Below are 13844 nucleotides of genomic sequence, written 5' to 3'. Positions count from 1 at the left end.
CTCTATTTTTGGGGGAAGTCATGCGCCTTAACGCTCTATCAATCGCTGTAGCTGCAGCATTAATCACCACACCACAGGTTGTCTTCGCACAAGACACTTCGGCAACCGTGAATGAAATCATTCAAGTTTCTGCTACCCGTACCTCGCAACCAGCCAGTAGCATCGCTGCAACGGTTTCGGTGATTGACGGTGATGAAATTCGCGAACAACTAGCTGTTGCCGACTCGTTGTCCGATGTACTTGGTAATTTAGTTCCTGCATTTTCACCATCGCGCCAAAAACTCACCAGTGCAGGTGAGACCTTGCGTGGTCGCGAGCCACTTTATCTAATTGATGGTGTACCGCAGTCAAACCCATTGCGCAATGGCTCGCGAGCAAGCTATACCATTGATCCACTGATGATTGAGCGCGTCGAAATTATTCACGGTGCCAGTGCCATCCAAGGTATGGGAGCAAGCGGCGGTATCATTAATATCGTGACCAAATCGGCAACTGACGGTTCAGAACAAGAAATTGTGGCCGGTTTAACAACCTCGCCGGAAGAGTTTAGCGACGGCTTGAGTTATCGGGCTGGCTATTTAACGCGTCATGTCTCGGGTGATTGGCAAGTTGTTGCTGGCGCACAGTTGCGCAGCACCGGCATGTACGTTGACGGCAACGGCGACTTCATTGGCACCGATGTCACCCAAGGTGATACTCAAGATTCAGAAAGCTTCGATGTATTCACCAAAGTTGGTTACAACATCGACGACCAACAGCACGTTGAATTGATGGTGAACCACTTCAATTTGCAAGGTAACGGCGATTTTTCGCCAGTTGATGGCAACCGTGCTGAGGGTATCGCCGCTATTTCTGTGAAACAGCCAAGTGAAGGTGATCCAGCTGAAAACAAAGTTACCACTGCCACGTTAACCTACAAGAATAAGTCGGTATTAGGCGCTGATTTGAACTGGCAAGTGTTCTTGCAAGATTTCTCAGCACTATACGGTGGCGGTCGCTACGCCACATTCCAAGATCCGGCTTACGGCGATGATATCTTCGATCAATCACGTAACGATTCGAACAAGTTCGGTTCGCGCATAACAATGAACTGGCGTGCATTATCGGACTTGCCCGTTGATTTGAGCGCGGGCGTGGATTATTTGCGTGACACCACCTTCCAAGAGCTCGCGCAAACCAACCGTAAGTGGGTTCCAGAAACAACTTTCGATAATTGGGCACCGTTTGCACAATTACGCTATCAACAGGACGGCCTGACCGTCAGCGGTGGTTTGCGTTACGAATACGGCAAGCTCAATGTCGACGATTTCACCACGCTGTACGCTTATAACAGCACGTTTGTTGAAGGTGGTGAGCCATCATTCAACGAATTACTTCCAAACCTAGGCGTGGTTTATGCGTTTACTGACTCAGTACGTGCGTTTGCGAGTTACTCAGAAGGCTTCAGCATGCCAGACGTTGGGCGCGTGCTACGCGGTATTAATACCCCTGATTTAAGCGTAGATAGCTTTTTAGATCTGCAACCGGTGATCGCCGATAATCGTGAAGTGGGTGTTGAATATCGTGGGCAAGCGATTCGCGCAAGCCTCAGCTATTTCACCTCGGAATCCGACTTAGGCGCACGTTTACAACCAAACGAAGACGGCATTTTCTCGGTTGCGCGAGAGCGCACTGAAATTGATGGTATAGAATTCTCAGCAAGCTATGCACTGTCGAATTCCACCAGCTTTGATTTGAACTATGCCGATACCGACGGTGAGTATGATAGCGACGCTGATAACGTAGTCGACACGCAATTAGGTGGCCGTAACATTGCGCCACGTCGTATGAATGTAAGCTGGCAGCAGCAATGGACCGACATGGTGAATACGCGTCTGCAACTGAACCATTTATTCGACCGCGATATCTACACCGGTGAGCAAGCCATGAATAACTTCGAAGGCTATCAAACCGTTGATTTGCAGATGAACTACGATTCACCAGATTACGGTTTGTTCACGGTGGGTATCGAGAATCTGTTGGATGAGTATTACCTGACCTATTATGCGCAAACCGCGGGTGCAGATCGCACTAACTTTGCTGGTCGTGGCCGCACAGTGAGCATCAATTGGTTCTATCAATTCTAACCAAGCTGCATCGCTGGCTGGGCTTATTCTTTGGTATATGGCTCGTGCTCGTCGCTTTGACGGGCACGTTGCTGTTGTACAAAGTCGAATTGTTGCAGTGGCGCTATCCGCAATTGCAGCTCGAGCAGCTACCGACCGAACAAACCGCCGCCGGTGTTTTTGATCGCTACAACGAAGGCTACGCGTACATGCCGCGCGAGGCGAATCCGTGGCTTGAAATTGTGATGCCATCGGGTGCACGTCATTACTATAATGCGAACGGCGAACAGATACTCGAACGCCCGTACTTAAGTGACCTCGTGGGTTTTATGGTGGAGTTTCATCACCATTTGTTACTCAAAGATTTGGGTAAAGATCTACTTGGTTATATGGGGATAGCTGGGTTAATTCTTCTTACTACCGGCATCATTCGCTGGTGGCCGCGTCATTGGTCTCGGCGGTTACTTGCAATTCGCTGGGTCTGGCCATGGCACCGCAGTTTCGCTGCTACCTTATTTCAGTTACATAAAGTGATTGGTAGCGTTCTATTTGTACCGGTACTCATTGGAATGCTCACGGGTACCGCGATCATGTATGCCGCGGCAGTGAGTGCTGGTTTAACGGCACTAGCGCCCGAGCAACAGCCACAACCGATCACCGCAGAGGAGTGGCAGCAAGTGGCACCGGCACATAATTGGCAGGAGCGTTTCGAGCGCGCGCATCAATTATTGCCAGACCATCAGCCGCAGCTTGTTTCGTTGTCGAACCTGAGTTTGCGTATGACGTTTCCAGGTGAATGGCATCCGAACGGTCGCAGTCATGTGCAATTTGATGCAGGTACTGGCGCGGTCACCAGCGTTTATGATTTACGTTACGACAGCAAAGGCTACCAAGTTAGCCAGATGATTTTCCCAGTACATGTCGCAGCCGTTGGTGGTCTAGCGTGGTTTATTGTGGTGCTTTTAGGTGGTTTAGCTTTAATTATTCTGCCAGTTAGCGGTATATATTTTTGGTGCTGGCGTCAGTACAAAAAACGCTGTAGGTTGTAGAAATTCCTGCAACCTATTTAAGTCGTGAGAAGTTCGCTGTGACCACTAAAATTGCCACGCTTGGCCCCGCCGGCACATTTTCAGAGCTTGCCGCTCGTGATTTTGCCAAACGCTACAGCAGTAGCGACATTGTTTTCTTTCCGACACTTCGACGCACCATTGACGCCCTAGAGCAGGGTGCTGATATTGTCGTGGTGCCAATTGAAAACATTGTTGAAGGCATTGTCTCACCGGTCGTTGATAGCTTTGTTCGCAAGCCATTACAGATTATTGCTGAAGTCGCAATTCCGGTGCGTTTCTCAGTGGTCATGAATCACTCTCAGCCACAGCGATTATTCGCACAGTTTGTCGCACAAGGTCAGTGCAGCGAATGGCTTACGCAGCATGCGCCCGATATTGTGACAACCGCGAGTAATACTGAAGCGCTCGCATTATTGTTGGCAAACAATGAACCGGCAGCGGCGTTAATTCCAGAGCATTTACTTGATTCGGGAAATATCGCGTCACAATCCTTTGCCAAGGTTGTGCATGACGTGACTGATTTTGCCCACAACGTTACTCGCTTTGTCGCGTTGCAAGCGGCGCAACCGCTGGCGTTACCGAATCATGCCAGTGTTTATAAATCTGCGGTGGTCATTGTGGATGATGCCGATCATCCAGGGCTACTTTTGGAACACCTACAAGCGTTTGCGGTGCACCAGGTTAACTTGCTGTCGTTGGTCTCGCGTCCCACTGGACAAAAGTTTGGTCAATATCATTTCTTTATTGAGTTTGAAGGGCATTTACAGCATAGCCGAGTACAAGCGGCACTTAGCGCAATTAAGTTACGTAACCAGGTGATTGAACTCGGTAGCTACACCTACTCAAGCTCCAGCTCAAGCTGCAGCTGATCGTCAGGGTCGGGCAACGCGACGCTGATGCCAACTAAGCGCACACCTCGATGATTACGACGTTCCCAGGCTTCGCGCACTAAATGATAAAACAAACTCGGCGATGCGGTTTGTGCGGTGCGCGACACGGTGGTTTGTTGGAAATCGCTAAACTTTAATTTCACCGTTTGATTTTTAATGTGTGTCTGTTGCCAACGTGATACGCGCAATCGTTTCAACAACTGTGGTAGTAATACCTCATCAACAAATTGCTCAACTTGGCGTAGTTGATGAAAATCGCTGGGAAGTGTTTCTTCGACACCGACGCTTTTACGAATGCGCTCGGTCACCACTTGTCGAGGGTCAATACCTTGGCAGCGTTGATATAACAACCAACCTGCTTTCTCGCCAAGTAATTCTTGTAACCGCTCAATGCTCGCTTGCTGAATATCGCGCCCGAGGAAAAATCCGGCATAATTCAAACGCTCTAAACTTTTGGGGCCAACGCCAGGAATACGCTTAAGCTGTAACTTAGCTAAATAACCAAGTACCTGTTCAGGCGACACAACAAATTGACCGTCGGGCTTATTTTCTTCGCTGGCGATTTTTGCCACCATTTTTTGGTTTGAGATACCCGCGGAAGCAGTGAGCCCCATTCCTCTTAGCGTGTGCCGGATACTCTCCATGGTGATACTGGCGCTGCCCTGATAGCGCGTGTTGTCGGTCAAATCGAGATAGAATTCGTCTATTGATGCCGGCTCGACGATTGGCGTTGCCTCAGCGAGTACCTGAAATACTTGTTTTGATAATTCTCGGTAATAACCGTGATCGGGTTTCACGAAATGGAGCTCTGGACACAATCGCCTCGCATGCGCACCACTCATTGCGCTGCGAACACCATACTGTCTTGCTAAATAATTAGCTGTAGCCACAACCCCGCGCTCACCACCACCGCCTACGGCGAACGGCCGGCTCTTTAAGCTTGGGTCGCGCAGAACCTCGGCGCTAGCAAAGAAAGCATCGAGATCTAAAAGAGCAATTTTACGCGTATTACTTTGTGTGTTATCTGACATAGCACGGAAGTGTTTAACCTTGGACGGAATCTGGCTATAATCGCAACAACGAACCGAGCTAGCAAGCTCATCAGCTTATACAGGAGTCCACTGTGAACGTACTGAAAGTCGTAAAATCAAGCCGTATTTGGGTTGCTGCACTGGCATTAACCGTTGGTAGCGCAAGCGCTGCTATGTTGCCACAACAAAGCAACGATGACATTAAAGAGCGTATTGCTCCAGTTGCAAAAGTGCGTGTTGCTGGCGCAAATGGCTCAGCTAGTGGTGGTGGCGCAGAAAGCGCACGCTCAGGTGAAGATGTCTACAACAAATTTTGTGCAGCGTGTCACACTTCTGGTGTATTGAATGCACCTAAAATTAATGACGCTGCCGATTGGGAAGAACGTTTAGCTCAGGGCATGGATACCGTATTGAAGCATGCGGTTGAAGGCTATAACGCAATGCCTCCAAAAGGTACTTGTAACGATTGTAGCGATGACGAAATTCAAGCCGCAATTGATTATATGACCGCGGAAATTTAAAGAAAAACTTCTTAAATTCACAATAGTTATAATGAAAAAAACCGCTTCGGCGGTTTTTTTGTGTCTGTAATTTAACCAAAACTCTTTTCTAACTTCATGATGAAAGATATACTCGAGCGTTGTTTTTACTAAAAGTTTACATAACTTTTAGCAAAAAGCGCTGTTCTATATGTATGAACGGTCACCAAATCAGAGTAATAAAACGAACAAAAACAATAAGATGCAACAGTCTATCGAGCTTATTAAAAAGCAAAAGGAAATTGCGCGATTGCGTAAGGCTGTTGCACGCCTGCAAGACCTTGCCCTGAAATATCGCGAATCGGAAGTTATTCAAAAAGCACTCTTCAAAATATCGGAACTCGCGTCGTCAGTTACAGACATGCAACAATTTTACCAATCGGTCCACAATATTATTGGTGACCTGATGGTAGCGAAGAACTTCTTCATTTGTTTGTATGACCAAACCGAAGATACGGTTAAATTTGTTTATTTCGTTGATGAATATGATGATATTCCTTCGCTAGAATCGATTCCTGCTGAACTATTAGGCAAAGGGTTGACCGGTTACGTCATGCGAACCGGAAAACCTTTTTTGTACGACGCAGAAGTATTTAAACGTTTGCTAGACAGTGGTGAAATTCGCGACCTTGGGGCAGCGCCTGTCGATTGGCTCGGTGTTCCTCTCCACTCAGATAATCGTGTTATCGGTGCAATGGTTGTGCAGAGCTATACTGAAGATGTGCGTTATAGCGAAGCCGACAAAGAGCTATTTATGTTCGTGTCGCAGCACATTGTCAACGCATTAGAGCGGGTGCGTCAGCGAGAGTTGATGCAGGCGGAAATTGAACACCAAACGGCAAGACTGCGCCAAATTAATGATGATTTAAAATCAGAAATTGCTGAGCGTGAGCGAGCTCAGCAACTCAGTTCGGTATTGTTCTCGATTTCTGAGGTAACGAATACTTCAGATTCCATGAAAAGCTTCTATGAGCAATTACACCGCCAAATTGGGCAGCTCATCAACAACGACAACTTCTTCGTTGCACTATTAGACGACGACAAGAAATTTCTTGAGTTTCCTTATTATGTTGATGCGTTCGACAACAACCTACAGAAAAAACGCCCATTAGCTCGGGGTATGACTGAATACGTTATTCGCCATAAAAAGCCTGTGTTTATTGAGCGCGAAAAATATGCTGAGTTAATTTCGTCGGGCGAGGTTGAAGGTTCAACCAGCTATTATGGTACGCAACCAACGCAATGGCTGGGCTCTCCGCTACTGGTTGATGATGAAGTTATTGGTGTACTGTCAGTGCAAACCTACAGCGACAAAGTGACCTACAAGCAAGATGATCTCGAATTGCTCAACTTCGTTTCGCAGCATGTTGCAGTAGCCATTGAGCGCCGACGTAATGCTGACGAAGTGCGCCGCGTTAATGCCTATTTGGAGCGCAAGGTCGCCGAGCGCACCGAAGAACTGGTAAGTGAGATTGAGCGACGAAAGAAAGTTGAAGAGAAGTTGTTCTATGATGCGCATCATGATGCCCTGACAGGTTTACCAAATCGTTCGATGTTCACCGAGCGCTTGCAGCAAACCTTAAAACATAAGCGCCGCTATCCACATCATAATTTTGCGGTATTGTTTGTTGATCTTGATCGCTTCAAAGACATTAACGATACCCTTGGCCACTCGGCCGGCGATGAATTCCTGCTTGAAGCCAGTCGCCGTATTGGTGAATGTATTCGAGATAACGATACGATTGCGCGTTTAGGCGGCGACGAATTCGTTATTTTGCTTGATATGATCCGTCATATCGAAGATGCCTGTGACATTGCCTCACGCATTATTGAAAAAATGAAACTGCCGTTTGTGTTTGGCGAAAGTGAGCATTACTCAGGTGCCAGTGTTGGAATTGCAGAATGCAAGTCGCGCAATGACTCTGCCGAACGATTGCTACGTGATGCCGATGCGGCCATGTACCAAGCCAAGAGTATGGGACGTGGTCGTTACGTGGTATTCGATGAGAGTATCCACAAAGATTTAGTGGCGTCATTAAACCGAGAAACCGAACTGCGCCATGCACAATTCGATCAAGACTTTATTCTACAGAAGTTTACAGTACACGAACTGGGCAAGAATCAACCGGTTGCGCAAGAGTTATTGTTGCGCTGGCAACGTGATGACAGCTTGTTACCGGCGGACCGTTTCCTAGCAATTGCTGAGAAAACGGGTATGACCATGGCACTTGACCAATGGATGCTCACCCGCTGTTGTGAATTACTTGCTAGTGATGACGAGGCATTACCGGTTTACGTCAGCATTTCCGCGAAACATCTCTTTAAGTTGGCCGATGTAAAAGCCATTCAGGAAATTATTACCGACTCAGGTGTAGCACCAGAGCGTTTAATTCTTGAATTTAGTGAGACTGAGCTACACGACAACTCCAAACGCCAGCTCAGTTGCTTGCGTCAACTTGCCGAATTCGGTGTTGGCTTAGCACTCAATGAATTTGGCCGCAGCGCCGGCGCATTGCAGTACATACTGAATTATCCATTTACTCATGTGAAGCTTGATCCACGCTTTGTTGCCGATATTGCAACCAGTCAGCGCGCTCAAACTATGGTGCGCAACGTGGTGCACCTATGCCGCGATTTAGGAATTGAAATTTCAGCGTCAGGAATTGATACCACGGACCAACAAAAAGCTTTGGTGCATAATGGGGTTAATGTAGGACAGGGTTCATTGTTTGGGGAACCCGAACAGGTAAAGTCACTATCGCAGGACGAGCCGACTCAAGTGCAGTCGGCCGGAACGGCGTAATCTCTTCTTAATCTTCCATGGCTTTGCGAAGTAAAGCTAAACCGCTTGCGCGGGCAGTCTCACGCGCCGCTTCGTTGGCGGCCGCATGTTCTTCCCACTCTAAATCGTCTTGCGGCAGTTCATACAAAAACCGACTCGGTTCGGGTCGCATCACGTCCCCATATTGGCGTCGCTCTTTGGCCATGGTAAATATCAATGACTGTTGCGCTCGCGTAATACCAACATAGGCTAAACGGCGCTCTTCTTCGACCATCCCCTCATCTATGCTGGATTGATGCGGAAGCAGACCTTCCTCCATACCGACCATAAAGACATGCGGAAACTCGAGGCCTTTGGATGCGTGCAACGTCATGAGCTGAACTTGGTCGCCTTGCTCTTCTTCTTCGTTGCGCGAGAGCATATCGCGTAAGCAAAGCTTTGCCACCGCTTGTTCTAGCGTCAAAGGTTCGTTTTCGTCATCGCCTTTGAGCATTTCAGTAACCCAACGCATGAGTTCGCTGACGTTTTTCCAGCGCATCTCAGCCGCGCTGACACTTGGACTGCTTTCATACAGCCATTCTTCGTAGCCGATGAGCTTCAGCAAATCAAATAATGCTGATGCGGCTTCCGGCGTATGATCGCAACGCCTTGCGGCGCGCTTCATGAAATCGACAAAATACTGCACGGACTGATATTCTCGTGCGCCAAGACGAGTCTTCAATGCCTGATGATCGGCCGCTTCAAACAAACTTATGTGAAGTTCATGCGCCAATTCACCGACGCGCTCCACGGTTTGTGGGCCGATACCGCGCTTTGGAATATTGATGATACGGATAAACGCCGTATCGTCGCTTGGGTTCACCAATAAGCGCAAATACGCCATGACATCTTTAACTTCTGCGCGCGCGAAAAAGCTCTGTCCACCGGTCATGCGATACGGAATACGGTTACTCATCAAAGCCTTTTCAAACACACGAGACTGGTGGTTGCCGCGATAAAGTACCGCAAATTGATGATACGGCGTTCGTTCAAGAAAGCGTCGGCGAACAATCTCAGCCACAACGCGCTCAGCCTCATGTTCTTCATTGCGTCCGTAAATAACGCGTAGTGGAACACCGTATTCCATCTCGGAAAATAACTTTTTATCAAATACGTGCGGATTATTCTCAATAAGAATATTCGCCGCTTTTAGAATGCGACCATGCGAGCGATAATTTTGCTCGAGCTTGATGACACGTAACTGCGGGAAATCCTTTTGCAATAACGCCAAGTTTTGCGGTTGAGCGCCACGCCACGAGTAAATTGACTGGTCATCATCGCCCACCACGGTAAAGTTAGCGCGCTCGCCTACAAGTAATCGTACTAACTCGTACTGACTGGTGTTGGTATCTTGATACTCATCGACTAACAAGTAATGGAATTTATTTTGCCAGCGAGTCCGGGCTTGTTCGTTAGTTTTTAACAATAACGTTGGCAATAGAATAAGATCGTCAAAATCTATGGCGTTACACGCTTTCATGTTCTGTTGATAACGGCGATAAAACTCTGCGAACATTTGCTCATCGGCCTGCTGCGCCTGATTCAGAACCTGATCGGGGCTTAGCATCGCATTTTTCCAATTACTGATTTGGCTTTGCAGCAATTTTAGAAGATTCTTATCGCCATCCAGTTCAGGTTCAGTAAGCGCCTTCAGTAGCGCAAAGGAATCTTGATCATCAAACAACGAGAATCCAGCCTTCATATTCAGTTGGCTGACTTCTTTACGAATAATCGTCAGGCCGAGGGTATGAAATGTGGAAACCGTTAAACCACGAGTGTATTGACGGCCAAGCGTTTGGCCTACGCGCTCTTTCATTTCGCGAGCGGCCTTGTTGGTAAAGGTAACCGCCGCAATATGCCGTGCCTGGTACCCACAACGCTGAATTAAGTGCGCAATTTTTTCAGTGATTACGCGCGTTTTTCCGCTACCGGCACCCGCCAATACCAACACCGGCCCTTCGATGGCTTTCACAGCTTCTTGCTGGCGGGGGTTCAATAGCATGAATAAAAAGGCCTTTGACTGATCGGTTCGATGAATGAGCCGCAGATTTTACCGTAAACTCCTGCTAAGCTAAAAGGTAATTACTCTGAATTGACTTTTAGTGGCTAAACATTTCTTACAAAAAGTAAAAACGGAAGCATTATGGACCCGAAAAAAATTGAAGATATTGCGCGTCAAATCAACGAGAGCATACCAGCTGGTGTAAAAGACTTCGCCGGTAACATCGAGCAGCGCGTAAAAACCGTATTGCAACAGCAGCTTGGCAAACTTGATGTGGTTACCCGTGAAGAACTTGATGTGCAACAACAACTTCTGTTGCGTTTGCGTCAGCGCGTTGATCAGCTTGAGCGTGAACTCGAAGCAATGAAACGCGATATCGACGACGAATCGTAACTTCGATTTATTCCGCAGTACGGCACTGCGCCCATGTTGGAGCGGTGCTAATTGTTTCAGTTGGCAGTGGTGGTAGCGCAGCGCTCGCCTTCGCCACTCGCGCTTCATACTCAGACAGACTTAATTCGTTGCGTAATATCTGATTCACGTCGCGATTAATGAAATACGCGAATGTCCCGATGTTATAAAGCGCCGAGTTCTTTTCTTCGCGCACCAATGCCGTCGCGTTGCCATTTAACTGATTCAAACAACAGTCTTCTAATTTATTCACCAATGTTCGGGTAATTGAATCAGGCACCTTCATGTTGTCTGGGTCACTGGCGTAGGCGCGTAGCCCTTCAATTTGTTCATAAGCTTCGGCAGTTACAGCAATGGCTTGCTGAAGTAGCACCGCAGTTTCATGAGCAAGGGCAATATTCAATTCAGATAGAATCGCGCGGCTGTCATCGGCTTCAGAATTCCGAAACATTCGCTCAGAACGATTTAGCTCACGCCACTGCTCATTCAAATAACGCAGTTCTGCGGTATTCACGGGATTGGTTGGTAGCGCCGCTAACTCCTGAGAAAACTCACACACTTTCGCATTGCTATAACGCGCAATGGGGGCTTCCGAAGTCTTCTCTGGTGATTCCGTTTGTGGCTGACAGCTAGCCATGACGACCATACTGGCAACCAGCATAAGCATCTTCAATTTAATTGTATATTGACTCACCAGAATACTCCTCATGTGTACAGTAAGTGTAACACCTGATCTGGCGCAAAAGCACTGTTATGGCTAGAAAAACTAACGTTAAAACCTTACTATGAAGCCAGTGCTCACCAACGCGAGGAGATACCAATGGCACAATGGTTAACCGGAGAAGTCATTGAGAATTATGCGTGGAATCAAGAGCTTTTCAGTTTGCGTGTGCGAACGCAGCCATTCGAATTTATTGCCGGTCAATTTGTGCGCCTCGGTTTACCCCATGAAGGTGGACGCGTGCAGCGCGCCTACTCATTGGTGAATGGTCCTGATGACAACGTGCTGGATTTCTTAGTCAACCGTGTTCATGATGGCTTATTCTCGCCAATGCTGCACGATTTGAAAGCTGGCCAAACCATTGAAGTTTCTCAGCCTCCTAGCGGCTTTTTTACGCTCAATGAAGTGCCTGATGGCGATAGCCTTTGGCTGATTTCTACCGGCACCGGCATTGGCCCTTACTTGTCGATGCTAAGTACCGATATTCCATGGCAGCGTTTCTCTCGCATTCACCTCATTCATGCCGTTCGTTACGGCGCCGATTTAGCCTACCAACGCAAAATTCTCGATTGGGTTGAGGCGCTCCCGGGCCAATTGAATTATCAACCGATTGTGAGTCGTGAGGATTATCCGGGTGCGTTGCGCGGTCGTATTCCCGCATTAATTGAAAGTGGTGATTTACAGCGCGCCGTCAACGATGTGCTCGACGAGCGTGCGCAAGTGATGCTGTGTGGCAACCCTGAAATGATTCGCGACGCCAAAGTTGTACTCAATGACATGGGCTTACCGAAAAACCTGCGTCGTAAACCTGGCAACGTCACTATGGAACATTATTGGTAATTATTGATAGCACTCTTTAAAAGGATAACTACATGTCAGAACACCATATTGTCGTTGTTGGTGGTGGTGCAGGTGGCTTGGAACTGGCCAGTAAATTGGGTCGCAAGTATGGCTCAAGCAGCAGTGTTAAAATCACACTCGTGGATAGGAATTTGACCCATATTTGGAAACCGCTTCTGCATGAAGTGGCCGCAGGGGCATTAGACGCTGATATGGATGGCGTGGATTATCGTGTGCAAGCCGCCGCGGCGGGGTTCCGCTTTCAACCAGGCGAGCTAACCGCAATTGACCGCGAGTCAAAAACTCTGACCTTGGCGCCGATTCGCGATGATGCTGGTCATGAAATTGTTGCGGCGCGTACACTCCAGTATAACCACCTAGTACTTGCCATTGGCTCGGTGACCAATGACTTTGGTACCGCCGGTGCCGCTGAGCACTGCTATTTCCTCGATAGCGTGAAGCAAGCGAAGAAATTTCACCATACCCTCATGAATACCTTTTTGGCGCTACAATCTGAGCGTTACCCACGACCCCTTCGGGTTGGTATTGTCGGAGCCGGTGCCACGGGTGTTGAGTTGGCGGCAGAGCTCCATAAATCAGCAGAGTTGATTCGCAGCTACGGGTTCGATGACTTTGATTTAAAGCAACTTGAAATTGTCTTAATTGAAGCGGGCGAACGTATTTTACCGGCACTCAGCGAGCGCATCGCCGCTGCGGCAAGCCGTGAACTTGCCAAATTAGGCGTTAAAATTTGCGTTAACACCGCCGTTGAAAGCGTCAACAAAGACGGGTTCGTGACGCGCTCTGGCGATTCGATTGAGGCGTCTATCAAAGTTTGGGCGGCAGGGGTACGTGCGCCAGATTTCCTAGCAAACTTTGCCGGATTAGAAACGAATCGTGGTAATCAATTAGTGGTGACAGATGTTCTGCAAACGACTCGCGATGCCTCTATCTTTGCGATAGGCGACTGTGCCTCATTTACCCAAGCGAATGGCAGCAGAGTTCCGCCTCGTGCACAGGCGGCACACCAAATGGCCGATTGCGTGTACGAAAATATCGTGCGCAGTTTAAAAGGTCAGTCACTGAAACGCTTCACCTACAAAGATCATGGGTCACTGGTATCATTGTCGAATTACACGGCTGTGGGCAGCTTGATGGGTAACTTAACCCGCGGCTCCATGATGATTGAAGGCATGATGGCGCGATTCATGTATAAATCGCTGTATCGCATGCACCAAGTTGCCTTGCATGGCTATTTCAAAACCCTGTTATACATGCTGGCGCAGGGCATTAACCGCCGTTTACGGCCACGCCTGAAATTGCATTGACAAATAAGCTCACTCGTACATAACGATACGAGTTTGGGCTAACTTCATCACATCGCTGACCTGCTATAGTTTGGCTAGTAGAGCCA

11 protein-coding genes are annotated in these 13844 nt (G+C 48.1%); 8 read left to right on the top strand and 3 right to left on the bottom strand.

Features of this window, described 5'->3' with window-relative positions:
• Window positions 1–20: 20 nt before the first annotated feature.
• From LG272_RS01315 to LG272_RS01305, 3 genes are read left to right on the top strand one after another with little or no spacing between them, the layout of a single operon-like run.
• On the top strand, window positions 21–2126 hold the full coding sequence (locus LG272_RS01315) for a TonB-dependent receptor (protein ID WP_404409125.1): 2106 nt from the start codon (window positions 21–23) through the stop codon (window positions 2124–2126).
• Window positions 2108–3154, top strand: coding sequence for a PepSY domain-containing protein (locus LG272_RS01310; RefSeq protein WP_126759704.1), 1047 nt, complete (start codon window positions 2108–2110; stop codon window positions 3152–3154). Before LG272_RS01315 ends, LG272_RS01310 begins: the two co-directional genes overlap by 19 nt.
• Before the next feature lie 38 nt (window positions 3155–3192).
• Window positions 3193–4044, top strand: a complete 852-nt coding sequence (locus LG272_RS01305; protein ID WP_157980816.1) for a prephenate dehydratase domain-containing protein — start codon at window positions 3193–3195, stop codon at window positions 4042–4044.
• On the opposite strand, the gene dinB is transcribed toward LG272_RS01305, so the two are convergent.
• Entirely contained in the window at window positions 4014–5096 is a 1083-nt protein-coding gene (gene dinB / locus LG272_RS01300) for a DNA polymerase IV (RefSeq protein WP_404409123.1), read from the bottom strand. The genes LG272_RS01305 and dinB overlap by 31 nt on opposite strands.
• A gap of 173 nt (window positions 5097–5269) precedes the next feature.
• Here dinB and LG272_RS01295 point away from each other — a divergent pair, with 173 nt between their 5' ends.
• Entirely contained in the window at window positions 5270–5617 is a 348-nt protein-coding gene (locus LG272_RS01295) for a cytochrome c5 family protein (RefSeq protein ID WP_126759922.1), read from the top strand.
• Window positions 5618–5837: 220 nt separating this feature from the next.
• Window positions 5838–8438, top strand: coding sequence for a diguanylate cyclase domain-containing protein (locus LG272_RS01290; RefSeq protein WP_404409120.1), 2601 nt, complete (start codon window positions 5838–5840; stop codon window positions 8436–8438).
• A gap of 7 nt (window positions 8439–8445) precedes the next feature.
• Here the strand turns inward: LG272_RS01290 and rep are convergent, their stop codons facing one another.
• Window positions 8446–10458 (bottom strand): DNA helicase Rep, encoded by a 2013-nt coding sequence (rep, locus tag LG272_RS01285; protein ID WP_404409118.1) that lies wholly within the window; start codon window positions 10456–10458, stop codon window positions 8446–8448.
• A gap of 141 nt (window positions 10459–10599) precedes the next feature.
• On the opposite strand from rep, the gene LG272_RS01280 reads away from it, so the two are divergent.
• Complete coding sequence (locus tag LG272_RS01280; RefSeq protein ID WP_126759699.1) at window positions 10600–10851, top strand: accessory factor UbiK family protein; 252 nt, start codon at window positions 10600–10602, stop codon at window positions 10849–10851.
• Window positions 10852–10858: 7 nt separating this feature from the next.
• Here LG272_RS01280 and LG272_RS01275 read toward each other — a convergent pair whose 3' ends face one another.
• Entirely contained in the window at window positions 10859–11563 is a 705-nt protein-coding gene (locus LG272_RS01275) for a hypothetical protein (protein WP_404409116.1), read from the bottom strand.
• Between the two features lie 126 nt (window positions 11564–11689).
• Between LG272_RS01275 and LG272_RS01270 the strand changes: the two genes are divergently transcribed.
• Together LG272_RS01270 and LG272_RS01265 are read left to right on the top strand one after the other, a co-directional pair.
• Window positions 11690–12430: a ferredoxin--NADP reductase gene (locus LG272_RS01270; RefSeq protein WP_404409114.1), complete on the top strand. Its 741-nt coding sequence runs from the start codon at window positions 11690–11692 to the stop codon at window positions 12428–12430.
• Window positions 12431–12462: 32 nt separating this feature from the next.
• The gene (locus LG272_RS01265) at window positions 12463–13758 is read left to right on the top strand and encodes an NAD(P)/FAD-dependent oxidoreductase (protein ID WP_404409112.1); all 1296 of its coding nucleotides are present in this window, start codon (window positions 12463–12465) and stop codon (window positions 13756–13758) included.
• Window positions 13759–13844: the final 86 nt, after the last annotated feature.

Source organism: Pseudidiomarina marina, assembly GCF_044807045.1.
Lineage (GTDB): Bacteria > Pseudomonadota > Gammaproteobacteria > Enterobacterales > Alteromonadaceae > Pseudidiomarina > Pseudidiomarina marina.
Note: the sequence above shows the minus strand (reverse complement) of the source record. Positions and strands in the feature narration are given on the sequence as shown.

Excerpts from the sequence above, each read along its gene's own strand:
- LG272_RS01315 (WP_404409125.1), top strand. The coding sequence starts at position 21 with ATGCGCCTTAACGCTCTATCAATCGCTGTAGCTGCAGCATTAATCACC.
- dinB (WP_404409123.1), bottom strand. The coding sequence starts at position 5,096 with ATGTCAGATAACACACAAAGTAATACGCGTAAAATTGCTCTTTTAGAT.
- LG272_RS01295 (WP_126759922.1), top strand. The coding sequence starts at position 5,270 with ATGTTGCCACAACAAAGCAACGATGACATTAAAGAGCGTATTGCTCCA.
- LG272_RS01290 (WP_404409120.1), top strand. The coding sequence starts at position 5,838 with ATGCAACAGTCTATCGAGCTTATTAAAAAGCAAAAGGAAATTGCGCGA.
- rep (WP_404409118.1), bottom strand. The coding sequence starts at position 10,458 with ATGCTATTGAACCCCCGCCAGCAAGAAGCTGTGAAAGCCATCGAAGGG.
- LG272_RS01280 (WP_126759699.1), top strand. The coding sequence starts at position 10,600 with ATGGACCCGAAAAAAATTGAAGATATTGCGCGTCAAATCAACGAGAGC.
- LG272_RS01270 (WP_404409114.1), top strand. The coding sequence starts at position 11,690 with ATGGCACAATGGTTAACCGGAGAAGTCATTGAGAATTATGCGTGGAAT.
- LG272_RS01265 (WP_404409112.1), top strand. The coding sequence starts at position 12,463 with ATGTCAGAACACCATATTGTCGTTGTTGGTGGTGGTGCAGGTGGCTTG.